Origin of the sequence: Edwardsiella anguillarum ET080813 (assembly GCF_000264765.2) — a bacterium.
In the GTDB taxonomy this organism is placed as follows: domain Bacteria; phylum Pseudomonadota; class Gammaproteobacteria; order Enterobacterales; family Enterobacteriaceae; genus Edwardsiella; species Edwardsiella anguillarum.
Window position 1 is genome coordinate 1,504,578 of sequence record NZ_CP006664.1, and the last position, 23,874, is coordinate 1,528,451.

Genomic DNA, 23,874 nt, shown 5'->3' on the forward strand with positions numbered 1-23,874 from the left:
GGCCTTTTATAAGGAGTCGGAAATGGTGAAATCGGACAATCAAAATAAACTGATGTTGGCCCGCCAACTGCCGCAGCAGTCCGTTGCGCTGATCCTGGCCGGCGGCCGCGGCTCGCGCCTGAAAGATCTCACCAAGACCCGCGCCAAGCCGGCGGTCCACTTTGGCGGGAAGTTCCGCATTATCGACTTTGCGCTCTCCAACTGTATCAACTCCGGCATTCGGCGCATCGGGGTGATCACCCAGTACCACTCCCATACGCTGGTGCAGCACATCCAGCGCGGCTGGTCGATCCTCAACGAATCCATGAACGAGTTTGTCGATCTGCTGCCAGCCCAGCAGCGCGATGCCTCGGAAACCTGGTATCGCGGCACCGCCGACGCCGTTTACCAAAACCTGGACATCATCCGCCGCTATCAGGCGGACTACGTGGTGATCCTGGCCGGCGACCATATTTACAAGATGGACTACTCGCGCATGCTGCTCGACCACGTGGAAAACGGCGCCGGCTGCACCGTCGCCTGTATCCCGGTGCCGCGCGCCGAAGCCAACGCCTTTGGGGTGATGGAAGTCAGCGACGACCACCGTATCCTCAAGTTTTTAGAAAAACCGGCCCAGCCGCCGGGCATGCCGGGCGATCCCGAAATGTCCCTGGCCAGCATGGGGATCTATGTATTCAACGCCGATTACCTGTTTCAACTGCTGGAGGAGGATATTCATACCCCCGGCTCCTGCCACGACTTCGGCCAAGATTTGATCCCTAAGGCCACCGCGCAGGGCCGTGCCTGGGCGCACCCGTTCACGCTCTCCTGCGTCACCAGCGGGAACGCCGATACCCCGCCCTACTGGCGCGATGTCGGCACCTTGGACGCCTACTGGCGGGCCAACCTCGATCTGGCATCGGTCACCCCGGAGCTGGATATGTACGATAACCACTGGCCGATCCGCACCTACATGGAGTCGCTGCCGCCGGCCAAGTTTGTGCAGGACCGCTCGGGGAGCCACGGTATGACCATGAACTCGCTGGTCTCCGGCGGCTGCATCATCTCCGGCTCGGTCGTCGTGCACTCCGTGCTGTTCCCGCGCGTTCGCATTAACTCCTTCTGCACCATCGACTCCTCCGTGCTGCTGCCGGATGTCTACATCGGACGCTCCTGTCGGCTGCGCCGCTGCATCGTCGATCGCGCCTGCCATCTGCCGGAGGGCATGGTCATCGGTGAAAACGCCGAAGAGGACAGCCGCCGTTTTTACCGTTCGGAAAGCGGCATCGTATTGGTCACGCGTGAAATGCTCGCGCGTCTGTCATCATCCCCTGCGGCCTGATCGGCCGCAGGCACAGGAGCAATAATGTACGTCTTACACGTGTGTTCTGAACTTTTTCCGCTGCTGAAAACCGGCGGCCTGGCCGATGTGGTCGGCGCTATGCCCGCCGCCCAGATAGCCCAGGGCGCCAACGTGCGCGTACTGGTGCCGGGGTTCCCGGCCATCTGCGCCGGGATCCCGGACAGCGATGAAGTGGCTACCCTGGACACCTTTGCTGGGCGAGTAACCCTGCGCTATGGGGTCTACCGCGGCGTCGGGGTCTATCTGATCGACGCGCCCCATCTGTATCAGCGCCCCGGCAGCCCCTACCACGATCAGTGGCAGAACGCCTATGGCGACAACCACCTGCGCTTTGCGCTGCTCGGCTGGATCGCCGCCGAACTGGCCTGTAACTGCGATCCCTTCTGGCGCCCACAGGTAGTTCACGCCCACGACTGGCACGCCGGTCTAGCCTGTGCCTACCTGGCGGCGCGCGGCAACCCTGCCCGCTCGGTCTTTACCGTACACAACCTGGCCTACCAGGGGCTGTTCAACGCCCGCCATCTGGACGAGCTAGCCCTGCCCCATCACTTCTTCCAAATTTACGGGCTGGAGTTTCACGGCCAAATCTCCTTCATGAAGGCCGGTCTGTACTATGCCGACCACGTGACCACCGTCAGTCCGACCTATGCGCAGGAGATAACGCATCCCGAGTTTGCCTATGGCATGGAGGGGCTGCTGCAGTGGCGCGCCCGGGAGGGCACCCTGAGCGGGATCCTCAACGGCGTAGACGATACCATTTGGAACCCGGCCAGTGACGCGCTGATCGCCCGCACCTACCGGCGGGAGACGCTGCGCGATAAGGCGGATAACAAGCTGCATCTGCAGACGGCCATGGGGCTGGAGGTTGACGCCGACAAACCGCTGTTCGCTGTGGTCAGCCGCCTCACCGGTCAGAAAGGGCTTGATCTGCTGCTGGCGGCGCTGCCTACGCTGCTGGAGGGCGGTGCTCAGCTGGCGCTGCTCGGCGCCGGCGACGCCCAGCTGCAGGAGGCGTTTCTCGCCGTCGCCGCAGAATACCCCGGACAGGTCGGCGTCCAGATCGGCTACCACGAAGCCTTCTCGCACCGCATCATGGCCGGCGCCGACGTGATCGTGGTACCCAGTCGATTTGAGCCCTGTGGGCTGACCCAGCTGTACGGCCTTAAATACGGCTCGCTGCCGCTGGTGCGTCACACCGGCGGCCTGGCCGACACGGTCAGCGACTGTGCGCTGGAAAACCTGGCCGACGGCAGCGCCACCGGCTTCGTCTTCCATGACGCCAACGCCGCCGACCTCGCCAGCGCCATCCGTCGGGCGCTGGTATTGTGGAACCGTCCGACCCTGTGGCGCTACGTGCAGCGCCAGGCCATGGCGCAGTCATTCGGCTGGGATTTGGCCGCCGAACGCTATCTGGCGCTGTACCGCCAACTGCTGTAGGCGACGCCTACGCGGCCATACGATGCAGGCCGGCGCAGGCCGGCCCTCTGGCGGAGCGCCCCCTGGCGGCAAACGGATATGCGCGGGGGCCAACGCCGTACTACTATAACCGGGCATGGCCCGGCACCGAGGATCGGGAGCTGTCATGATTAACTCACCCTTTAACTATACGTCCCCCGTGGTCAGCGTTGAGGCGCTCAAACACTCTATTGCCTATAAGCTGATGTTTACCGTCGGCAAGGATCCCTCCGTCGCCAACCAGCACGACTGGCTGAATGCGACCCTGTTCGCCGTTCGCGACCGTATCGTTGAGTGCTGGCTGCGCTCGGTTCGCGCCCAGTACTCGCAGGATCTACGCCAGGTCTACTACCTTTCGATGGAGTTCCTGCTGGGACGTACCCTCTCCAACGCCCTGATGGCGATCGGCGTGTACGACGAGACCAAGAAAGCGCTCGATGAAATGGGCATCGATCTGGATGAGCTGCTGAACGAGGAGCTGGACCCGGGGCTTGGCAACGGCGGTCTGGGGCGGCTGGCGGCCTGTTTCCTGGACTCGATGGCGACCCAGGGTCTACCGGCCAACGGCTATGGCATCCGCTATGAATATGGCATGTTCAAACAGAATATCGTCAACGGGCAGCAGGCCGAATCACCGGACAACTGGCTGGAGTATGGCAACGCCTGGGAGTTCGTCCGCCACAATACCCGCTACCGGGTTCGCTTTGGCGGCCGTATCCAGCAGGAGGGCAACCGCAGCCGCTGGCTGGAGACCGAAGAGGTCCTGGCGCTGGCCTACGATCAGATAATCCCCGGCTTTGATATCTGCGCGACCAATACCCTGCGCCTGTGGTCGGCGCGCGCCAGCAGCGAGATTAACCTGGGTAAATTCAACCAGGGAGACTACTTTGCCGCCGTTGAGGATAAAAATCACTCGGAAAACGTATCGCGCGTACTCTACCCGGACGACTCGACCTACTGCGGGCGCGAACTGCGTCTGCGCCAGGAGTACTTTCTGGTCTCGGCGACGGTACAGGACATCATCAGCCGTCATCTGCTCACCCACCATCGGCTGGACAACCTGGCAGACAAGGTGGCCATCCACCTGAATGACACCCATCCGGTGCTCTCCATTCCGGAGCTGATGCGCCTGCTGATCGACGAGCATCACTACGACTGGGAGCAGGCCTGGCAGGCCGTCATGCAGATATTCTCCTATACCAACCACACCCTGATGAGCGAGGCGCTGGAAACCTGGCCGGTGGATATGCTGGGGCGTATTCTGCCACGCCATCTACAGATCATCTTTGAGATCAACGACCACTTTCTCAAGGAGGTGCAGAACGCCTACCCCGACGACGATGCCCTGCTGCGCCGGGTGTCGATCATCGATGAGAGCAACGGCCGTCAGGTGCGCATGGCCTGGCTGGCGGTGGTTGCCAGCCACAAGGTCAACGGCGTCTCCAAGCTGCACTCAGAGCTGATGGTCACCTCGCTGTTCGCCGACTTCGCCCGCCTGTTCCCTGGGCGCTTCTGTAATAAAACCAACGGAATCACTCCCCGCCGCTGGCTGGCGCAGGCCAATCAGTCCCTGTCAAAGGTGCTGGACGGCGCTATCGGTCAGCGCTGGCGCACCGACCTGAGCATGCTCAGCGAGCTGCTGCCGCACGCCGACTATCCCACCTTTATCCGCGAAATTCAGCTGGCCAAGCAGCACAATAAGCGCCAGCTGGCGATGTACGTCGCGCTACACCTGAATACGGTGATTAATCCCAAGGCGCTGTTTGACGTCCAGGTCAAACGCATTCACGAATATAAGCGCCAGCTGCTCAACGTGCTGCACATCATTACGCTGTATAACCGTATCCTGCAGGAGCCGGACGCGGAGCGGGTACCGCGGGTGAAAATCTTCGCCGGCAAGGCGGCCTCCGCCTACTACAATGCCAAGCTGATCATCCGCCTGATCAACGACGTCGCCAGGGTGATCAACGCCGACGAGCGGCTGGGCGGTCAGCTGAAGGTCGTATTCATCCCCAACTACAGCGTCAGCCTGGCGCAGCTGATCATTCCGGCGGCCGATCTGTCGGAGCAGATCTCAACCGCCGGCACCGAGGCCTCCGGCACCAGCAACATGAAGTTCGCCCTCAACGGCGCGCTGACTATCGGCACCCTGGACGGCGCCAACGTCGAGATCCGCGAGCGAGTCGGCGCCGAAAACATGTTTATCTTCGGCAATACCACCGAGGAGGTGGAGGCGCTGCGGCGTAACGGCTATAACCCACGCGACTACTACGAACGCGATCCGGAGCTGAACCAGGCGCTGAACCAGATAGCCTCCGGGCTGTTCTGCCCAGAGGAGCCGCGGCGCTACGCCAGTCTGTTTGATTCGCTGATTAACTTCGGCGATCACTATCAGCTGCTGGCGGACTACCGCAGCTATGTCGATATGCAGGATCAGGTGGATGAGGTGTATGCGCACCCCGACGAGTGGGCGCGTAAGGCGCTGCTGAATATCGCCAACATGGGGTATTTCTCGTCTGACCGCACCATTCGTGAGTATGCCGACGAGATCTGGCAGATCAAACCGGTCAAGCTCTGAGTAGCCCAGCGTGCCAAGGCCTCCCGCAGGAGGCCTTGGCTATTTTCAGGAGGACGACGGTGTCTCCGCCGCCGGACGCCGGGCCGCCAGCCACTCAACCACCCGCTGACGCTGCGCGTCATCGAGCCACATCCCCAGCTTGGTGCGGCGCCACAGAGCATCCTCCGCCGTCGCGACCCACTCGTGCGCCGCCAGATAGTCGAGCTCCGCCGCATACAGCCCATGACCGAAGTGTTCGCCTAAGTCGGCCAGCGACGCCGCGGCGCCGATTAACGCCTCACTGCGCGCGCCGTAGGTATGAGCGTAGCGGCGCGCCAGCGCCTGCGGCAGCCAGTCGTGGCGCTGACGCAGCGCGACGGCATAGCTGTCCCGATCGCAGCCCATCTCCCCGCCGGGCAGCACAGCCCCCCTGGTCCAGGCATCGCCGCAGTGCGGATAGTAGGGACGCAGCTTTTCCAGCGCATGCTCCGCCAGCTTACGGTAGGTGGTCAGCTTACCGCCGAAGACCGACAGCAGCGGCGCCACGCCGTCCCGATCGTGAATATCCAGCGTATAGTCACGGGTGATCGCCTGCGGCGAATCCGACTCATCGTCGCACAGCGGGCGCACCCCGGAGTAGGTCCAGACGATATCTTGCCGGTTCAGCTGGCGCACAAAGTGGCTATTGTAGACCTGAAGCAGATAGTCTATTTCGCCCTCGTCAATCTGCACCGCGCGCGGATCGCCGTGATACTCCACGTCGGTGGTGCCGATGATGGAGAACGCATCCAGCCACGGGATCACGAAGACAATGCGCTGATCCTCATTTTGCAAAATATACGCCTGCGGTTGGTCATGCACCCGCGGAACCACGATATGGCTCCCCTTGATCAACCGAATGCCGTAGGGGGACTTGAGCTGCAGTCCGTCATCAAACAACTGCTTGACCCACGGGCCGGTGGCATTGACCAGACCACGGGCGCGCCAGGTCAGCGTCTCCCCGCTGTCGATGTCGCGCGCCTCTACCACCCATATGCCCGCCTCCCGCCAGGCGCGGGTCACCTCGGTGCGCGTGCGTACCTCGCCGCCGCGCTCCACCACCGCCATGGCGTTCAGCACCACCAGGCGGGCATCGTCCACCCAGCAGTCGGAGTACTCAAAGCCGCGCGTCAGGCTAGGCTTCAGCACGGAGCCAACGCCAAAGCGCAGAGCGCAGCTGCCCGGCAGACTGGTGCGTTTACCGAGATGATCATACAGAAACAGGCCGGCGCGGATCATCCAGGCCGGGCGTAAATGCGGCTGATGCGGCAGGCGAAAGCGCAGCGGAAAGGCGATGTGCGGCGCCATCTTCAGCAGCACCTCACGCTCCGCCAAGGCCTCGCTCACCAATCGAAACTCATAGTGCTCAAGATAGCGCAGGCCGCCATGGATCAGCTTCGAGCTGGCCGACGAGGTGGCGCAGGCCAGGTCGCGCGCCTCCAGCATCAGGACCGATAGCCCACGACCGGCGGCGTCGGCCGCAATCCCCGCACCGTTAATACCACCACCGATGACGATTACGTCTTTGATGTCCACGACTCCTCCCGCTCTCTGCCATACGCCATAATGTTCGTTTTCGAGCACTATAATATGCGATAAGCAACAAACACACCATCCGTTAACCAAATAAAAACACAGCTACGCGATACAGATAACACAAAGTTGATATTATCATTACACTGGGTAGGGGTAATGGCATGTCGGCGGAGGAGACAAGAGGGGGCGGTGCGGTGGCCGGCCAATGGGGACGCTATCGGCGTCCCCATTGCGGACGGAGGTGTGATGGGATCGACCTCGAGGCCATGCGGCGTGACGGGATATCTCCTAGCAGATCTCCAGCTGAACGCTGTGCTGTTCGATCACTTTTTGCAGTCCCTGCGGCGGCTGCTGATCGGTAAACAGATAGTCCACCAGCTCCATGGTCCCCAGATTCACCATCGCGTTGCGGCCAAATTTTGAGTGATCCGTTACCAGCATCACGCAGCGGGAGTTCTCAATGATCGCCCGCTTGGTACGCACCTCGTGATAATCAAACTCCAGCAGAGAGCCATCCATGTCGATGCCGCTGATGCCCAGGATCCCGTAGTCCAGGCGAAACTGGGAGATAAAGTCGAGCGTCGCCTCACCGACGATGCCGCCGTCGCGGGTGCGAACTTCACCGCCGGCCAAGATCAGGCGAAAATCCTCTTTCACCATCAGCAGGCTGGCCACGTTGAGATTGTTGGTCACCACCCGCAGGTTATGATGGTTAAGCAGGGCATAAGCAACGGCCTCCGGCGTAGTGCCGATGTCGATGAACAGGGTGGCGCCGTCGGGGATCATGCTGGCGACCCGCCGGGCAATACGCGCCTTCTCTTCCGACCACATTCCCTTGCGATCGTGATAAGCCGCATTGACCGAGCTCGACGGCATCGCGGCGCCGCCGTGATGGCGGTGGATCTTACTCTGTTCAGCCAGGTCATTCAGATCGCGGCGGATGGTCTGCGGACTCACGTCGAAGTGTTCGACCAGCTCCTCGGTGCTGACATAGCCCCGCTGACGGACCAGATCGATAATCGCTTCATGGCGCTGTGTTTGTTTCACGAAAATTCCCCTGCGTTTACCGGCTCCCCCGGCAGCATTAAAACGGAACAGCGGGCAATAGCCTCACTGTCGGCGGAAATGGCGCATATCCCAAAACGCCATCAGCAGACCGATCACCAGGCCACCGGCGTGAGCGGCATTGGCGATCGCCAGGCCAAACCAGTTGAAATAGCCGGCCACCAGCCACAGCAGCGAAAACAGCATCAGGCCGCGCGGCATGGCGACGCCAAACTGCGGCGCTCGTTCGCCGCACCACCAGACATAGCCCATCAGGGCATACACGACGCCGGACAGGCCGCCGAAGAAAATCCCACTGAACAGCGACTGTGCCCAGGCGCTCATCAGCGCGGAAACCAGCGCTATCTGCGCCAGCTTGGCGGCACCCAGACGCTTCTCAACCTGGCCGCCCAGATACCACCACCACATCAGATTGAAGATGATGTGCAGCGGTGAAAAGTGCAGCAGCGCCGGCGTGAAGTAGCGCCACAGCTGATAGCGCTGCGCCGCATCCGCGGGCCAAGCCAGATAGGCCATCACCGCACCGTCGCCCAGCGCCAGCTGCAGCAGATACACCAAGATGCACAGCAGCGTCACCCCGATCGTCAGCGGGCCGCTCTGGCGGGCAAAGCTGCGCAGGTAGCCAAAACGGGCATAGCGCAGCCCGCTGTGAGTCGAGCCACTTTGCCAGCTGGCGGCCTGATAGCGCGGGTGCTGCGGCGCCTGCAAAAAACGCTGCAGTTCCTGCTCGACCTGCGCCAAACGGCTATCATCGGCCAGCCACAGTGCCACGCCCTGCTGCCCGCTCTCCGCCTCCAGACGCACGCCCTGTGTCGCCATATAGTCAATAAACGCCTGCGCCAAACGCGGGTTAGCCAATGTGATCACACGAACCATGAATACCTGCTTATATCGATAACCACTGACGGTACGCGCCTCAGTCGCCGCCGCGAGCCACCTCGTCAGGGTAAGCCCGCTGCCAGGCGTCAAAGCCGCCGTCAATACTGTAAACCTCATCAAATCCCTGGTGCAGCAGATACTGCGCCGCGCCGCGGCTGCTATTGCCGTGGTAGCACATCACCATCACCGGCTGACCGCCGTCATACTGCCGCATCAGCGCGGGCAGCGTCGCATCCGTCAGATGAAACGCCCCGGGCACGTGTCCGGCGGCATAGCTCTGCGCATCCCGGATATCCAGCAACAGCGCCTGCCTCTGCGCCAGCATGTGCTGCGCCTGCGCGACGGCGATCGTCTCAAACTGCTCCATACTCTACCTCTGCCTCTCCCCAAAAAGAGACGCATTGTAACTGTTTTGTTAAATGCAGAATACGACAACGGTGCACGAACGCCCGCTACAGAGGTGTCTGGGCAGGCTCGCTGAAGCCTCCCAGAGATTGCGGCTTTTACATTAAAAAGCAAGCACAAAAAGCGCGATCGGCCGGACGACGGGCAAAATCCCCCACCGCCATCCCACTTTGCGCCACGCGCCCCGCCGCGCCGTTGATTATACTGACGCAGAGGCGCGGCCATACCGGCGGTGCCGCCGTGACGGAGACGTTTCCATGAGATACATCGTCCTCACCCTGAGCCTGCTGGGCGGGCCTCTCTTGTCCGCCCATGCCGATAGCGCCCTGATGCAGCAGCAGCAGCAGATGATCCAGCAACAGCAGCAGCAGTTTCAGCAGCAGCGCAACGACGCCGCTCAGCAGAGCCTGCGCAACACCCAAACGCAGATCCAGCGCGACGCGCAGGCACAGCAGATTCAGCAGCTGAATCAGCGTATGCAGCGCAACGATCCGCTGTGGCAAAGCTCGCAGGGCGTAACGCCGGCGCCGACCCCACCGCGCGCGCCGTAGCCGGCGCGTGGCGCCGTCCGCCTCAGCGTTTGACGAAGTCAGGACCGATAAGATCGATGCGATCGGTACAGATGCTATCGACGCCCCAGTCGAGTAGTTCGCGGGCCCGCTGCGGCTGATTCACCGTGTATACCAGGATATGCAGCCCGGCGCGGCGGATCGCCGCTACGCGTTCGGCGTTCAGGGCATGGTGATCGATATGTAGCGCGACGCAGCCCAGCGCCCGTGTCAGCGCCCGCCACTCATCGTCCCACGCCTCCAGTAGCAGCCCGCGCGGCAGCTGCGGCGCGACGCGCTGAGCCTCGGCCAGCGCCGATTGCGAGAAGGAAGACAGCAGCGGCGGCACCGCGGCGTCCTGCCACAGGGCAGCGGCGGCCAGCGCCACCGCCCGCCCGGTGTCGACATCGCAGCCGTGGGTAGGCTTGATCTCGATATTGGCCATCATGCCATGCTGCCGGCAGCGCGCGGCGACCTGGCTCAACAGCGGCAGAGGCTCGCCGGCAAAGCGACGGCTGAATCCCCCCCCGGCATCCAGGCCCACCAGCCGCTCCCAGGGCTGCTCCCCCGCCACGCCCCAGCCGTTGGTGGTTCGCTCCAGCGTATCGTCATGCAGTAAAAAGATCTGCCCGTCAGCGCTCAGCTTCGCGTCGAACTCAATCATGGTATGGCCATGGCTGGCCCCCACATCGATTGCCGCCAGGGTATTCTCCGGCGCCAGTTTGCCGCCGCCGCGGTGGGCGACGATGGCCGGATAAGGCCAGTGACTCATGATGATGGTTCCTCTGCGGACAGCGCGATACGCCGCCCATCGCTAGGTTCAAAGAAATGCAGGTTATCCTGCGGTAGCACCAGCTGCAATACGCTGCCGATAGCCGGCACCGCCTGATAGGGTAAACGCACGGTGACGCCCTGGTCGCCCCAGCGCCCGTGCGCCAGGTTGTCCGCACCCAGCAGCTCCAGCGTGTCGATGGTCAGCGTATTCCCCGTCTCGCCCTCCGTCGCGTCGGCGCGCCGCAGGTGTTCAGGCCGGATCCCGAGCGTCAGCGATCGGCCGGCCAGTCCCGGCAGCGGCCGCTGCAGCCGGATGCGCTGATCCTGCGCCAGGCAAAAGGTCTGTCCGTCGTCCGCCAGCGCGCCGTCAAACAGGTTCATCGCCGGCGCCCCCATGAATCCGGCGACAAAGCGGCTGGCCGGGCGGTGATAGATCTCGGTCGGGGTACCAATCTGCTCGGCAACCCCTTTATTGAGCACGATAACCCGCTGGGCCAGCGTCATCGCCTCCACCTGATCGTGGGTGACATAAAGACTGGTGGTCTTCAACCGCCGGTGCAGCTGCTGCAGCTCCAATCGCATCTGCACCCGCAGCTTGGCGTCCAGGTTGGAGAGCGGCTCATCAAACAGGAAAACCGCCGGCTCACGGACGATCGCCCGCCCCATCGCGACGCGCTGGCGCTGACCACCGGAGAGCTCGCCGGGGCGCCGATCCAGCAGCGTGCCCAGCTCAAGGATCTGTGCGACCTCCTCGACCCGCCGCCGGATCTGCTGCTTACCCAACCCGCGGATCTTCAGACCGTAGCCCATGTTGTCCGCCACCGTCATATGGGGATACAGCGCGTAGTTCTGGAACACCATCGCCACGCCGCGATCTTTGGGCTCCCGCTGGGTCACCCGCTCATCGCCGATATAGATATCGCCGCCGCTGACCTGCTCCAGACCGGCCACCATGCGCAGCAGGGTGGACTTACCGCAGCCGGAGGGGCCGACCATCACGATAAACTCACCGTCCTCTACCTCCAGATCGATCCCTTTGATGATCGCCTGCCGTCCATCATAGCTTTTACTGACATTCTGTAATGTTAAACGCGCCATTGAGTCATCCGTTCTCTCATCCAATCATTTATCGCTATCGACCAGGCCGCGCACAAACCAGCGCTGCATGGTAAACACCACCAGCAGCGGAGGGAGCAGCGTCAGCAGCAGCGCCGCCATTACGCGCTGCCACTCGGTCGCCCCCTCACCGCTGGCGATGGCGCTTTTAATGCCCACCATCGCCGTCCCCATGCCCGAATCGCTGGCGATCAGCAGCGGCCATAAGTATTGATTCCATCCATAGATAAAGGTGATCACAAACAGCGCCGCCAGGTTGGTCCGCGACAGGGGGAACAGCACATCGCGGAAAAAACGCATTGGCCCAGCACCGTCGATGCGCGCCGCCTCAACCAGCTGCGGCGGCAGCGTCATAAAAAACTGACGGAACAAAAACGTGGCGGTCGCCGACGCCATCAGAGGCAGCGTCAGTCCGGTATAGCTGTCCATCAGCTGCAGCCCGGCCATCACCTCCACCGTCGGGAAAATACGCACCTCAACCGGCAGCATCAAGGTAATAAATATCAGCCAAAAAAACAGGTTACGCAGCGGAAAACGAAAATAAACGATGGCGAAAGCCGAGAGCATCGATACGCTGATCTTACCCACGGTGATCACCAGCGCCATTACTAGGCTATTCAGCAGCTGGCGGCCAAAGGGGGCGCCGTTGCCGATCCCCTGCTGCCAGACGTGACGAATGTTATTCCACAGCTCGCCGCCGGGCAGCAGCGGCATCGGCGACTGAAAGACCTGGGCCCGATCCAGGGTCGCCGTCACCAGCGCCACATACAGCGGAAACAGGATCGTCAGCGCCCCGGCGATGAGCATCAGGTGGCTGAACCACGTCAGCCCTCTACGGTTTTCTATCATCAGTAGCGTACCTTACGCTCAACATAGCGAAACTGGATCAGGGTCAGCGCGATCACCATCGTCATCAGCACCACCGACTGCGCCGCGGAGCTGGACAAATCCAGCCCGGCGAACCCTTCACGGTAGATCTTATAAATCAGGGTGGTGGTGGATTGCCCCGGCCCACCGCCGGTGGCGGCATCAATAACGGGAAAGGTATCGAAAAAGGCGTAGACCAGATTGACGACCAGCAGGAAAAAGCTCACCGGGGCGATCAGCGGCAGGACGATATGCCAGAAGCGCCGCAGTGGACCGGCGCCGTCGATGGCCGCCGCCTCGATCAGCGAGCGCGGAACCGACTGTAACGCAGCCAGAAAAAACAGGAAGTTATAACTCACCTGCTTCCATACTGAGGCCAACACCACCAGAAACATCGCCTGCCCGCTGTGGCGCGCATGGTTCCAGTCATAGCCGACGCTGGCCAACGCATGGCTGATCAGCCCCATGCCGGGGCTGAACAAAAACATCCACAGCACTGCCGCAATGGTCGGGGCGACGGCGTAGGGCAGGATAAACAGGGTCTGGTAAATGCGACGTCCGCGCAGCACCTGGTTCACCAGCGCGGCAAAAAACAGCGAAATAGCCAGGCCGCTGACAGTCACCAGCGCACTGAACCACAGGGTGGTACGCAGCGATGCCAGGTAGTAGGGGTCATCCAGCAGCTGTACAAAGTTCGCCAGCCCGACAAAGCGGCTGGACAGACCAAAGGGATCCACCTGCTGCAGGGAGTACCACAGCGCCTCGCCGGCGGGCCACAGAAAAAAGATCGCGGTGATCGCCAGCTGGGGCGCCATTAACGCATAGGGCAGCCAGCTACGGCCATAAACGGGGATCGGGGAGTTCATCTTACCTCAGCCTATCTCATGCCATGACGCCGCGCCCGGCGCCGTCATGGCCAACGCACCATGAAACTAACGGGTACTCTGCTCAAAGCGCGCCAGCAGCCGATCGCCGCGCATCACGGCGTTATCCAGCGCCTGCTGGGCGCTCTGTCTACCGGTCCAGACCCCCTCTAGCTCTTCGTCTACCACGGTGCGGATCTGCGGCATGTTGCCCAGGCGTACGCCTTTGGTAAACGGCAGCGGCGCTTTGTTCAGCATCTGGCGCGTCGCCGTATCGGCGCCGGGATTACGGTCGTAGAATCCCTGCTGCCGCGTCAGCGCATAGGCGGCGGTCGTCACCGGCAGATAGCCGGTCTTTTGATGCCACTCCGCCGCGTTTTCCGGGCGGGTGAGAAAGTGAAGAAACTCGGCGACGCCGCGGTAAATCTGCGGGCTCTTACCGTTCATGACCCACAGGCTGGCGCCACCGATAATGGCATTCTGCGGCGCGCTGCCGATGCGTTCGTCGTAGGGCATAAAGGCGACGCCATAGTCAAACTTGGCGTACTCGCGAATATTGGCCAACGAACCGGAGGAGGCGGTGACCATCGCGCAGTCACCGTTATAGAATTTGGCAGTCGGCTCATCCTTGCGCCCGAAGTAGCTAAAATCGCCCTGCTTCAGCATGTCTGCTAGGCGCTGAATATGGGCCACCTGCTGCGGCTGGTTAAAGGTCAGGCGCGCGGACGGACCGCCGAAGCCGTTATTCTCCGAGGCAAAGGGCAGGCCGTTCCAGGCGCTGAAGTTTTCCAACTGTACCCAGCCCTGCCAACCGGTGGCATAGCCGCAGCGCATCCCGCTCTGGCGCAGCATGGCGGCGTACTGCGCCAGCTGTTGCCAGGTCTGCGGCGGCTTCTGCGGATCCAGTCCCGCCTTTCTGAAGGCATCTTTATTATAGTAGAGCACCGGCGTCGAGCTGTTGAACGGCTGGGACAGCAGATGCCCATTGCCGCCATCGGCGTAGTACCCGGCGACCGTCGGCACGAACTGCTCCTCATCAAAGGCGATCCCGGCCTCCTGAAAGACCTGGTAAACCGGCTTCACCGCCTGGCGCGCCTGCATCATCGTCGCCGTTCCGACCTCATACACCTGCAGGATCGCCGGCGCCTTACCGCTGCGAAAGGCCGCGATGCCAGCCGCCATGCTCTGCTCGTAGTCGCCCTTGTAGAGCGGTACCACCCTGTAGTCGCTCTGTGACTGGTTAAAGCGCGCCGCCAGGCTATCCACCTCTTTGCCCAGCTCGGCATCCATTGAGTGCCAGAACGGGATCTCGGTGACCGCCCATCCCGGACCGCTCAGCGTCAGGGTCATCGCCAGCGATGCCAGCGTCAGTGTTACCTTGTTAACCATTCCATCTCTCCGTGGTGAAACGCTCATCGGCGCGCAACTAATTGAGTGAAAAACAACATATTGCTTGCGCTGCGTACCATGCCACGTGCGTATGACAGAAAAATAACCGCAGGATGAAATAAAAATGACGTGACCGTGACACCCGGCGCAGCGCCGAGAGGCGCTATCAGGGCGAGAGACCGCGCACAGGGGGATAGGGAACCGGCGGCATCACGCGCGCCCTCCTGCGCCCGCGTCGGGAATGCCGTACAATGAACGGCACGCCGCCTGCGTACCCCCATCACCTAATGGAAGGCCCATGAAACTCACCATTGAACGTCTGCATACCCTCAACGCCGCCGATCTGGGCGATCTGCAAAAAATCTGGCCGCAGCAAACGCCGCAGGCGTGGCAGCGCGGGCTGGACAACGGCGGCGCGCTGTTTGTCGCCCGCTTTAACGATCGTCTGCTGGCGGCCGTGAAGGTGACGCAGGATAACGGCATCGCGACCCTGCGCGACCTGATGGTTCGCGAGGTCACCCGGCGGCGCGGCGTCGGCCTGTACCTGGTGGAGGATACGCTGCGCCAGCTGCCAGACATTCACGCCTGGCAACTGCCGCTTGGCGATATTCCGCCAGCACAGCTCGCCATCATGGACGGCTTTATGCGCGCCTGCGGCTTCAGCCGCCGGCCGGAGGGCTGGCGCCGTTAACCGCGTGCGGCACGCCAGACCGCCGCAACGTTGCGCGCCGTAACGCGCAGATTATCGTGCGCCTGTGCCAGCGCCTCCTCCAGGGGGGAAACGCGGCACAGTACCGAAAATACCGCATCCAACCCATGGGCATGCACCACGCCATAGTCGGGCGTCATCCCTCCGGCTAATGCGATGACCGGTACGCCGGCGGCCTTCGCTACCCGCGCCACACCGATCGGCGTCTTGCCGTGTACGGTCTGGCTGTCGATACGTCCCTCGCCGGTGATCACCAGGCTGGCCCCCTGTACCGCCTGCGCCAGATCCAGCGCATCGGTGACGATCTCAATACCGGGACGCAGACGGGCATTCAGCAGGCCACACAGCGCCGCGCCCATACCACCGGCCGCGCCGCTTCCCGCCACCGTCAGCACCGATCGGCCGTTGACCTGCTCCAGCAGCGTGCCATAGCGATGTAAAGCCGTATCCAGACGGCGCACCTGCTCCGGCGTAGCCCCTTTCTGCGGGCCGAATACCGCCGATGCCCCCTGCGGGCCGCACAGTGGATTATCGACATCGCAGGCCACCAGGATATCGGTTTGCGCCAGCCGGACATCGAGCCCCGTCAGATCGATGTGCGCCAGCTCACCCAGGGCGCCGCCGCCATAGGTCAGCGCCTGTCCCTGCGCATCGCTGAGTCTGGCGCCCAGCGCCTGCATCATTCCGGCACCGCCGTCGTTGGTCGCACTACCGCCGATCCCCAGGATCAATCGGCGTGCGCCGTGATCGAGCGCCGCCAGGATCAGCTCGCCGGTGCCGTAGGAGGTGGTGATGCTCGGGTCGCGCTGACCGTGCGGCACCAGATGCAAACCGGAAGCGGCCGCCATCTCGATCACCGCGGTTTCGCCGTCGCCCAGCCAGCCAAAAAAGGCCGCCACAGGCTGCCCAAGCGGGCCGGTTACCGTCTGCGCGATGCGCCGTCCAGCGGTCGCCGCCACCATGGCATCGACGGTGCCCTCGCCACCATCCGCCATCGGCAACAGCAGGTAATCGGCATCGGGATAGATCTCACGAAACCCCTGCTCAATCGCCTGTGCCACCTGCATAGCGCTCAGGCTCTCTTTAAACGAATCGGGGGCGATCACAACTTTCATACTCTCTCTTCTCCGTTAACCCGCCAGGTGGAATACGCCGAACATCAGCGTGGAAATCAGCGCGATCATCAGGCCGATCGCGGTTTCATAAGGGATCAGCTTCAGGCGCTCATGCACCTGCATGTTGACGCTGCCGCCGGTGGCATGAAAGAAGCTGCCGTGCGGCATGTGATCAAATACGGTCGCACCGGCATGGATCATCGCCGCCCCGGCCAGCGCCGTGATCCCCATCTCCAGCAGGGTAGCGCTAAAGACGGCGGAGGCCACGGCGGTGCCCGCCGTCGTAGACGCGGTGGCCATCGACATCAGCGCGCCGGAGACCGGCGCCAGCAGATAAGAGGGCAAACCGGATGCGCCCAGGCCGTCGATCAGCACCGTTTTCAATCCGGAGTTGGCGATGATGCCGGCCAGCGTACCGGTCCCCAGCAGCATAATCGCGACCGGCGCCATGCGCGACAGCCCGGAGACCATGTAGCGGTTGGCGTGACGCCACTGCCCCATGGCCAGCAGTCCGATCAGCCCTCCCAGCGGCAGGGCCAGCAGAGGATCGATGGCGATGCCTGCGACGGGGCGCAGGGCCAGCAGCACAATGGCCACCAGCGGCGCGGTCAGCGCGGCCATGAAGCCCGGCTGACTGACGTGATCGGCGGCCACCAGCTCATGGGCCTGAACCTTACTCCCGTACCCGCGCAGGCGCCGCGCCAGCAGGTAAGCCAGAGCCAGGCCGAACAGCCCGGGCACGACACCGGCCATCATCAGAGAGGTCAGCGGCACGTTGAAGGCCTCCGCCGCGGCGATGGTGTTGGGATTGGGCGACATGACGTTTCCCGCCTTGCCGCCGCCGACCATCGCCAGCAAAATGGCCATTTTAGAGATGTCGGCCCGGTGAGCGATAGCCAGGGCAATCGGCGACACGGTGATCACCGCCACATCGACAAAGACGCCGACGGCGGTCAGCAGCAGCGTAGCCACCGCCAGCGCCAGCAGCGCCCGCCCCTCGCCGACGCGGCGTACGATCGTCTCGGCGATGGCGCTGGCGGCGCCGGACTCAATCAGCACCCCGGCCAGGATCCCCGCGCCGAGAATACGCAGCACTGCACTGGTGATCCCCTGCGCCCCGCCTATCATCAGGGCGATGGTCTGCACCAGATCGGCACCGCCGACCAATCCCCCGACCAACGCGCCGGCAATCATACCGTAGGCTGGCGGAACCTTGCGTAAAATCAAAACGATGGCAACGATCAGCGCCACCAGCGCCCCCGTTGCGGATACGGTCACCATAGAATGACTCCTCTTGTTATTTTTATCGGTATGGCCGCCGAGGGCGGCAAAGGGTACTCAGTGCTCTCCCGCCAGGCGGGAGAGCCTCGATACCGAGCCATTATGAAAAATAGGCGGGGAAAAGCTTGGGGGAAACGGACAGAAAACGCGCCGTGGATCGGCGCCGTTTTTGTAGGAAAGGCCAAATTATCCGTGCAGCTGCATACCGAGATAAAGCTGAATGACGCTCTGTAACTGGTTGATATTTAAATTAGTAATATCAGAGATCCGCTGCAGACGATAGCGCAGGGTATTGACGTGAATGTGCAGCAGTTTTGAGGTTTGAGACAGCTCACAGTTCTGAGCAAAAAATGTCCGTAGGGTACGGCACAGCACCCCGCGGCTATCCTGACGCTGTAGCCGCCGCCACGCCTGCCCCAGCTCATCCGCCTGCCAGCTGCCGGCCAGATGCTCCAGCAGCGTCGGCAGCACATGATCCTGGTAATAAATCACCGTCCCGGACAGGGCATGGCGACGCGCCAGCGCCCGCAGCGCCTGCGCGCTGCGGTAGGAGCGGCAGACGGCGCCGGCGCCGGAGAACGCCCCCCCGACATAGATATGCAGCGCGAAACGCGCCGCGATACCGCGGGTCAGCTGACGCACCGTCCGGCGCAGCGCCGGGCTCTCCGTCGCGCCGTCGCCGCAGGGCAGCAGCATCACCAGCTGGCCAAAGCCCTGCACCCCGATCAGCGCCTCGCGGTGCAGCGTCGTCAGGGCCTCCAGCAGAGCGCGCAGCGTCTCATGATGGGCATCCTGCAGCGTAAACAGCAGCGCAATGCGCGGCTGCGCGACGTCAACGCCCAGATAGGCCGCCGTCGCCGCCAGCTGGGCCTCATCGCGCTCGTCGGCGATCAGCTGCTGTACCAGGGTCTCGCGATAGCGTTTCTCCCACTGGCTCTGCTCCAGCAGCGCCGCCTGCTCCAGAATCAGCTCCGCCGCCATACGCACCAGCTCGCCATAGGCACGCACCTCGCCCGGAGCACCGGAGATCCCCACCACGCCGACCAGACGGCGGTGGAACGTGATCGGTAGATTGATCCCGGGGCGCACGCCGCGCAGCTGACGGGCCGCCGCCTCATCGATTTCGATGAGGCGATTTTCTGCCAGCGCCAGCACCGCCCCCTCATGACGCTGATGTAGGCGGGCCGTATCGCCAGAGGCGATGATCACGCCGCGGGCATCCATCACGTTGACCGAGTGGCCGATAATATCCATCGCCCGGTGAACTATCTGTCGGGCCACGGCTTCGCTGAGATCGCTGCCGTCCATACATCCTCCATCGTACGCCCGGCGCGGCGACGCCGACGTACGGACACAAAAAAGGCGATGCCGTCGCATCGCCCTTTATCCTGCCGTTACCGCGCTCAGGCTTCTATCGCCGCACGCAGCTTCTTCATAGCATTTTTTTCCAGCTGACGCACGCGCTCTGCGGAAACGCCATAGCGATCGGCCAACTCTTGCAGAGTGGCCTTATTGTCGCTGTCCAGCCAACGGGCGCGAATGATGTGCTGACTACGTTCGTCCAGCCCCTCCAGGGCGACGCTCAGCTTATCCGCTGCGTGGCTTTCCCAGTTGTCATCCTCGATCTCATTGGCAAAGTCAGAGGACTTATCCTGCAGGAACAGCACCGGCGCCGCCGGTGCGCCCTCCTGCTCGTCGTCACCGGGCAGGTCGAACGCCATGTCCTGAGCGGCCATGCGCGACTCCATCTCCAGCACGTCCTTCTCGCTCACGCCCAGCTCTCGGGCCACCAGCTCGACCTCGTCCTGGTTAAACCAGCCCAGGCGCTGCTTAGTTTTACGCAGGTTAAAGAACAGCTTACGCTGAGCCTTCGTGGTCGCGACCTTAACGATACGCCAGTTGCGCAGCACATATTCATGGATCTCGGCCTTGATCCAGTGTACGGCGAACGATACCAGGCGCACCCCCATCTCGGGGTTAAAACGGCGCACGGCCTTCATCAGGCCGATATTGCCCTCCTGGATCAGGTCTGCCTGCGGCAGTCCGTAGCCGGCGTAGTTGCGGGCGACATGAACCACAAAGCGCAGGTGCGACAGGATCAGCTGTTTGGCGGCATCCAGGTCTCCCTTGTAATGCAGCCGTTCCCCCAGCGCCCGCTCTTCCTCTGCCGTCAGCATCGGATAGGCGTTGGCAGCCCGCACGTAGGCCTCCAGACTGCCCTGGGGAACCAAGGTTAAAGTTTGCATTTCTTTGGTCATCAAACCCTCTCAATACGATAACAGTCCGTGCGTTACAGCTTTCGGCCGGGCAAAAGGGCCAAACAACGAAAACTAGCACGATTCTGCATAATTTGACCGTGAGTTATCCCACAAGTTCACTATTATAGCGGATATTATTACACAAATCTGCAACAGTGGCTTCACAGAAGCATACGCCGCTTCGGCGCACCGGGGGAGGAATAAAACCATATCAGGCGGGAAACCAAGTTTGGGTCAGGCCGCTGGCTCTCCCCCCGTCTCGGACTCAACGGGGGGAGAGTATAGCATAAGGCGATATGACGTCGTGTTACTGCGGTGTAAAACGGCGTAAATGCTGGACAGTCGCCAGCCAGGCAGCGATCCAGCCGATCATGGTCGCGACCAGCAGCAGCAGCAGACACTCATCCCAGCTGAGGCCGTGCAGGGTAAAGGTGGTACCAAATACCGAGGCCACCCGCGCGACCGCGCTGCCCAGCTGCCAGACCATGGTCTGGGACAAGATCAGCGACAGCAGCGCGCCGCTGAACCCCAGCAGCGCCCCGCCGTTGAGAAACGGCCGCAGAATAAAGCCATCGGTCGCGCCGATAAGCTTCATCACATTGATGGTATCGCGGCGGCTAAAAATATTCAGACGGACGCTGTTGCCGATCACCAGGAATACGGCGACCACCATCAGCACCCCGATCATTCCGGCCACCTGGCCGACCAGTCCGGTCAGCGCCGCCAGGCGGGCAAACCAGCTGTCATCCATGCGCACCTCATCCACCCCCTTCACCGCCGCCACGCGATCGCGCAGGGTGTTCAGGGTGGCGCTGCTCTCAAAGTTCAGCTTCGGCGTAATGATCGCCACCGCCGGCAAAGGGTTCTCCTCCAGCATATCCAACGCGCCGCCGAAGCCAGACCAGTTGCGGAACTCGCCCAGCGCCTCTTCACGCGATAGGTAATTGACCTTGGCCACGCCGTCCTGCTGCTTGAGGGTCGCGATCACCTGGCTGGCGGCGTCGTCATCCAGCGCCTTGTCCAGATACACCGTCAGCTGCGGCGTGGGATACCACTGGGTCGCAGCCTCACTGACGTTCTTATAGACCAGGTAGCACACGCTCGGCAGGGTCAGCGAGATCGCAATAACCATCACCGTCAGCAGCGTCGCCAGCGGCTGACGCAGCATATCGGCCAGAGTGTTGACCCAGGCATAGCGCCACTGTTCACGCCAGCCGCCGCGCAGGGCCTTGCTCTTGTCCGGGCGTCGAGTCCGGGCATTGGGTTTATTGCTCATGCTGCACCCCTCCAGCCATGCGCCCCTGACTGAGCGTCAGAATACGGTAGCGACGCCGGGCGATCAGCGTCATATCATGGGTCGCCATCAGCACCGTGACCCCTACGCGGTTAAACTCTTCAAACAGGCGCAGAATGCCTTCGGACAGCGCCTCATCCAGATTACCGGTCGGCTCGTCAGCCAGCAGCACCGCCGGCTTATTCACCACCGCGCGGGCAATCCCGACGCGCTGCTGCTCACCGCCGGACAGCTGGATGGGGAAGTTCTTCGCTTTATCCAGCAGGCCGACCTTATCCAGCGCCGCCGACACCCGGCGGCGAATGTCTTCGCTGCTGGCGCCGGCGATGATCAGCGGCATCGCCACGTTGTCATATACGGTGCGATCGAGCAGCAGGTGATGATCCTGAAAGATCATCCCGATCTGGCGGCGTAAAAACGGCACCTCACGGTTCTTCAACCGACTGATATCGTGACCGCCAAACCAGATATGCCCGGCGCTCGGGCGCTCAATACCACAAATCAGCTTTAGCAGGGTACTCTTCCCCGCCCCGGAGTGGCCGGTCAAAAACGCCATTTCGCCCTGCCGCAGGTGAAAATCCACCCCCTGCAGGGCCTGACGCCCGCCCAGATACGCTTTACTGACCTGTTCGAAGCGAATCATCCGTTTTAATCCTCTCGGGCAAAAAGTGCCTCAATAAAATCATCAGCCTTAAAGGGACGCAAATCCTCAATGCCTTCTCCGACGCCGATATAGCGAATCGGGATGCCAAACTGATCGGCGACGGAGAAGATCACCCCACCCTTGGCGGTACCGTCCAGCTTGGTCAGGGTAATACCGGTCAATCCAACGGCCTCGTTGAACAGGCGCGCTTGACTGACGGCGTTCTGCCCGGTGCTGGCGTCGATGGTCAGCATCACCTCGTGGGGTGCCTGCTCATCCAGCTTCTTCATCACCCGCACGATTTTCTTCAGCTCTTCCATCAGGTGCGATTTATTCTGCAGACGCCCCGCCGTATCGGCGATCAGAACGTCCACTTTACGCGCCTTCGCCGCCTGGATCGCGTCGAAAATCACCGAGGCCGAATCGGCGCCAGTATGCTGGGCAATCACCGGAATATGGTTACGCTCGCCCCAGACCTGCAGCTGCTCCACCGCCGCCGCGCGGAAGGTGTCACCCGCCGCCAACATCACCGATTTTCCCTGCGCCTGGAACTGACGGGCCAGCTTGCCGATGGTGGTGGTTTTACCCACGCCATTAACGCCAACCATTAAAATAACGAACGGCTGATGCCCGCTGATATCCAGCGGCACATCCACCTTCTGCAGGATCTCGCCCATCTCCTCCTTCAGCTTACCGTATAGCGCCTCGGCATCTTTCAGCTCTTTGCGACTGGCGTGAGCGGTCAGCGAGTCGATGATCTTGCGCGTAGTCTCCACGCCGACGTCGGCCACGATGAGCTGCTCCTCCAGCTCATCGAACAGATCGTCATCGATTTTTTTGCCGCGGAACAGGCCAAAGAAGCCGGATCCCAGATTTTGACGCGTCTTGACCAGGCTACGCTTCAGGCGGGCAAAGAAGCCCTCCTTCATCGGCTTCTCCTGTTCACGCACGCTGATCGGCGCGGGCGACGCCTTCTCTTCCGCGTCGATATCCTGCAGATCGGCGGTCTCCTGCGAGCGCGCGACCTCGGCCAGATCCACGATAGGCGCCACCGCCGGCGTCTCTACTGCCGCATCCACGGGTACCGGGGAGGCATCTAGCGCTGCGGTCGCCATGGCGGCCGCGCGGGCGACGATGATCTCCTGCTCCATCTGCTCTGCCTGCTCTGCCTGCTCTGCCTGCTCTGCCTGCTCTGCCTGCTCTGCCTGCTCTGCCTGCTCTGCCTGCTCTGCCTGCTCTGCCTGCTCTGCCTGCTCTGCCTGCTCTGCCTGCTCTGCCTGCTCTGCCTGCTCTGCAGCAAGCGTCGTCACGGCGGGCGCGATGTCAAGCGCCGGCGTCTCGGAGGGGGCTATCTCTGCGCAAGGTTCGGGAACAGACGCGGGATCGGCGGCCGGAACGGCCGGCTCGGGCGCGTGCTCGGGCGACTGCGCCGAGGCGTGCTCGGGCGACTGCGCCGGGGCGTGCTCCTGGGGCTGATCTTCCTGCTGTCGGCCAAATCCCAGCCAGGAGAAAAATCCACGTTTCTTATCTTTTGCCATCTTACGACTCTACTCCCGCCTCAAATCAAGGCTATAAGCGAACTCCCGCCGTTAGCTGGCGCGGGCAAGGCCGCGCGGCGAGAGACACCAATTCGATTTAAAAAATATCAAAGATTGAGTTTATCACTTAACCATCGCTCGCAACATGGATGTAACCGGGTTTCGGGTGGCATTTCAATCAATAAAGGATTAGGCTGTGTT

General features: G+C 62.2%; 21 protein-coding genes. 5 read left to right on the forward strand and 16 right to left on the reverse strand.

Going from position 1 to position 23,874, the window contains the following annotated elements:
• Nucleotides 1-22 precede the first annotated feature (22 nt).
• The 3 genes from glgC (at nt 23) to glgP (ending at nt 5,375) form a co-directional block, all read left to right on the forward strand.
• Nucleotides 23-1,321: a glucose-1-phosphate adenylyltransferase gene (gene glgC / locus ETEE_RS06795; protein ID WP_034163931.1), complete on the forward strand. Its 1,299-nt coding sequence runs from the start codon at nt 23-25 to the stop codon at nt 1,319-1,321.
• Nucleotides 1,322-1,345: 24 nt separating this feature from the next.
• Nucleotides 1,346-2,779, forward strand: coding sequence for a glycogen synthase GlgA (glgA, locus tag ETEE_RS06800; protein WP_034163932.1), 1,434 nt, complete (start codon nt 1,346-1,348; stop codon nt 2,777-2,779).
• 148 nt (nt 2,780-2,927) lie between these two features.
• On the forward strand, nt 2,928-5,375 hold the full coding sequence (glgP, locus tag ETEE_RS06805) for a glycogen phosphorylase (protein WP_034164078.1): 2,448 nt from the start codon (nt 2,928-2,930) through the stop codon (nt 5,373-5,375).
• A gap of 45 nt (nt 5,376-5,420) precedes the next feature.
• Here glgP and glpD read toward each other — a convergent pair whose 3' ends face one another.
• The 4 genes from glpD to glpE form a co-directional block, all read right to left on the reverse strand.
• The gene (gene glpD / locus ETEE_RS06810) at nt 5,421-6,929 is read right to left on the reverse strand and encodes a glycerol-3-phosphate dehydrogenase (RefSeq protein ID WP_034163933.1); all 1,509 of its coding nucleotides are present in this window, start codon (nt 6,927-6,929) and stop codon (nt 5,421-5,423) included.
• Between the two features lie 288 nt (nt 6,930-7,217).
• Nucleotides 7,218-7,976, reverse strand: a complete 759-nt coding sequence (locus ETEE_RS06815) for a DeoR/GlpR family transcriptional regulator (protein ID WP_034163934.1) — start codon at nt 7,974-7,976, stop codon at nt 7,218-7,220.
• Between the two features lie 63 nt (nt 7,977-8,039).
• Entirely contained in the window at nt 8,040-8,870 is an 831-nt protein-coding gene (glpG, locus tag ETEE_RS06820) for a rhomboid family intramembrane serine protease GlpG (protein WP_034163936.1), read from the reverse strand.
• Nucleotides 8,871-8,910: 40 nt separating this feature from the next.
• Nucleotides 8,911-9,240: a thiosulfate sulfurtransferase GlpE gene (gene glpE / locus ETEE_RS06825; RefSeq protein WP_034163938.1), complete on the reverse strand. Its 330-nt coding sequence runs from the start codon at nt 9,238-9,240 to the stop codon at nt 8,911-8,913.
• Nucleotides 9,241-9,535: 295 nt separating this feature from the next.
• Between glpE and ETEE_RS06830 the strand changes: the two genes are divergently transcribed.
• Nucleotides 9,536-9,829, forward strand: coding sequence for a hypothetical protein (locus ETEE_RS06830; protein WP_034163940.1), 294 nt, complete (start codon nt 9,536-9,538; stop codon nt 9,827-9,829).
• A gap of 22 nt (nt 9,830-9,851) precedes the next feature.
• Here the strand turns inward: ETEE_RS06830 and ugpQ are convergent, their stop codons facing one another.
• The 5 genes from ugpQ to ugpB all read right to left on the reverse strand — a co-directional run bounded on the left by ugpQ (nt 9,852) and on the right by ugpB (nt 14,835).
• Nucleotides 9,852-10,601, reverse strand: a complete 750-nt coding sequence (gene ugpQ, locus ETEE_RS06835) for a glycerophosphodiester phosphodiesterase (RefSeq protein WP_167549814.1) — start codon at nt 10,599-10,601, stop codon at nt 9,852-9,854.
• Nucleotides 10,595-11,698, reverse strand: a complete 1,104-nt coding sequence (locus ETEE_RS06840) for a sn-glycerol-3-phosphate import ATP-binding protein UgpC (protein ID WP_034163942.1) — start codon at nt 11,696-11,698, stop codon at nt 10,595-10,597. Before ETEE_RS06840 ends, ugpQ begins: the two co-directional genes overlap by 7 nt.
• A gap of 24 nt (nt 11,699-11,722) precedes the next feature.
• Entirely contained in the window at nt 11,723-12,565 is an 843-nt protein-coding gene (ugpE, locus tag ETEE_RS06845; protein WP_034163943.1) for a sn-glycerol-3-phosphate ABC transporter permease UgpE, read from the reverse strand.
• Nucleotides 12,565-13,449, reverse strand: a complete 885-nt coding sequence (ugpA, locus tag ETEE_RS06850; protein WP_034163944.1) for a sn-glycerol-3-phosphate ABC transporter permease UgpA — start codon at nt 13,447-13,449, stop codon at nt 12,565-12,567. Before ugpA ends, ugpE begins: the two co-directional genes overlap by 1 nt.
• Nucleotides 13,450-13,515: 66 nt before the next feature.
• Nucleotides 13,516-14,835, reverse strand: a complete 1,320-nt coding sequence (gene ugpB / locus ETEE_RS06855; protein ID WP_034163945.1) for a sn-glycerol-3-phosphate ABC transporter substrate-binding protein UgpB — start codon at nt 14,833-14,835, stop codon at nt 13,516-13,518.
• Between the two features lie 298 nt (nt 14,836-15,133).
• Between ugpB and panM the strand changes: the two genes are divergently transcribed.
• On the forward strand, nt 15,134-15,526 hold the full coding sequence (gene panM / locus ETEE_RS06860) for an aspartate 1-decarboxylase autocleavage activator PanM (protein ID WP_034163947.1): 393 nt from the start codon (nt 15,134-15,136) through the stop codon (nt 15,524-15,526).
• Here panM and ETEE_RS06865 read toward each other — a convergent pair.
• The 7 genes from ETEE_RS06865 to ftsY all read right to left on the reverse strand — a co-directional run bounded on the left by ETEE_RS06865 (nt 15,523) and on the right by ftsY (nt 23,673).
• A complete protein-coding gene (locus ETEE_RS06865) occupies nt 15,523-16,659 on the reverse strand; it encodes a glycerate kinase (RefSeq protein WP_034163949.1) in 1,137 nt (378 codons plus the stop codon). The two genes, panM and ETEE_RS06865, sit on opposite strands and share 4 nt — an antisense overlap.
• 15 nt (nt 16,660-16,674) lie before the next feature.
• Nucleotides 16,675-17,940 (reverse strand): GntP family permease, encoded by a 1,266-nt coding sequence (locus ETEE_RS06870; protein ID WP_034163950.1) that lies wholly within the window; start codon nt 17,938-17,940, stop codon nt 16,675-16,677.
• Nucleotides 17,941-18,126: 186 nt separating this feature from the next.
• Nucleotides 18,127-19,248 carry a sugar diacid recognition domain-containing protein gene (locus tag ETEE_RS06875; RefSeq protein ID WP_034163951.1) on the reverse strand — a complete coding sequence of 374 codons (1,122 nt, stop codon included), beginning with the start codon at nt 19,246-19,248 and terminating at the stop codon, nt 18,127-18,129.
• A 95-nt stretch (nt 19,249-19,343) separates the two neighbouring features.
• Entirely contained in the window at nt 19,344-20,198 is an 855-nt protein-coding gene (gene rpoH, locus ETEE_RS06880) for an RNA polymerase sigma factor RpoH (RefSeq protein ID WP_034163952.1), read from the reverse strand.
• Between the two features lie 307 nt (nt 20,199-20,505).
• Complete coding sequence (gene ftsX / locus ETEE_RS06885) at nt 20,506-21,474, reverse strand: permease-like cell division protein FtsX (RefSeq protein ID WP_034163953.1); 969 nt, start codon at nt 21,472-21,474, stop codon at nt 20,506-20,508.
• Nucleotides 21,464-22,135: a cell division ATP-binding protein FtsE gene (gene ftsE / locus ETEE_RS06890; RefSeq protein WP_015462466.1), complete on the reverse strand. Its 672-nt coding sequence runs from the start codon at nt 22,133-22,135 to the stop codon at nt 21,464-21,466. Before ftsE ends, ftsX begins: the two co-directional genes overlap by 11 nt.
• A gap of 5 nt (nt 22,136-22,140) precedes the next feature.
• Entirely contained in the window at nt 22,141-23,673 is a 1,533-nt protein-coding gene (gene ftsY, locus ETEE_RS06895) for a signal recognition particle-docking protein FtsY (protein WP_038631331.1), read from the reverse strand.
• Between the last annotated feature and the right edge of the window lie 201 nt (nt 23,674-23,874).

Bases quoted from the DNA above. Each gene is read 5' to 3' on its own strand.
- glgC (WP_034163931.1), top strand. From the start codon at position 23: ATGGTGAAATCGGACAATCAAAATAAACTGATGTTGGCCCGCCAACTG.
- glgA (WP_034163932.1), top strand. From the start codon at position 1,346: ATGTACGTCTTACACGTGTGTTCTGAACTTTTTCCGCTGCTGAAAACC.
- glpG (WP_034163936.1), bottom strand. From the start codon at position 8,870: ATGGTTCGTGTGATCACATTGGCTAACCCGCGTTTGGCGCAGGCGTTT.
- glpE (WP_034163938.1), bottom strand. From the start codon at position 9,240: ATGGAGCAGTTTGAGACGATCGCCGTCGCGCAGGCGCAGCACATGCTG.
- ETEE_RS06830 (WP_034163940.1), top strand. From the start codon at position 9,536: ATGAGATACATCGTCCTCACCCTGAGCCTGCTGGGCGGGCCTCTCTTG.
- ETEE_RS06840 (WP_034163942.1), bottom strand. From the start codon at position 11,698: ATGGCGCGTTTAACATTACAGAATGTCAGTAAAAGCTATGATGGACGG.
- ugpE (WP_034163943.1), bottom strand. From the start codon at position 12,565: ATGATAGAAAACCGTAGAGGGCTGACGTGGTTCAGCCACCTGATGCTC.
- ugpA (WP_034163944.1), bottom strand. From the start codon at position 13,449: ATGAACTCCCCGATCCCCGTTTATGGCCGTAGCTGGCTGCCCTATGCG.
- ugpB (WP_034163945.1), bottom strand. From the start codon at position 14,835: ATGGTTAACAAGGTAACACTGACGCTGGCATCGCTGGCGATGACCCTG.
- panM (WP_034163947.1), top strand. From the start codon at position 15,134: ATGAAACTCACCATTGAACGTCTGCATACCCTCAACGCCGCCGATCTG.
- ETEE_RS06865 (WP_034163949.1), bottom strand. From the start codon at position 16,659: ATGAAAGTTGTGATCGCCCCCGATTCGTTTAAAGAGAGCCTGAGCGCT.
- ETEE_RS06870 (WP_034163950.1), bottom strand. From the start codon at position 17,940: ATGGTGACCGTATCCGCAACGGGGGCGCTGGTGGCGCTGATCGTTGCC.
- ETEE_RS06875 (WP_034163951.1), bottom strand. From the start codon at position 19,248: ATGGACGGCAGCGATCTCAGCGAAGCCGTGGCCCGACAGATAGTTCAC.
- rpoH (WP_034163952.1), bottom strand. From the start codon at position 20,198: ATGACCAAAGAAATGCAAACTTTAACCTTGGTTCCCCAGGGCAGTCTG.
- ftsX (WP_034163953.1), bottom strand. From the start codon at position 21,474: ATGAGCAATAAACCCAATGCCCGGACTCGACGCCCGGACAAGAGCAAG.
- ftsE (WP_015462466.1), bottom strand. From the start codon at position 22,135: ATGATTCGCTTCGAACAGGTCAGTAAAGCGTATCTGGGCGGGCGTCAG.
- ftsY (WP_038631331.1), bottom strand. From the start codon at position 23,673: ATGGCAAAAGATAAGAAACGTGGATTTTTCTCCTGGCTGGGATTTGGC.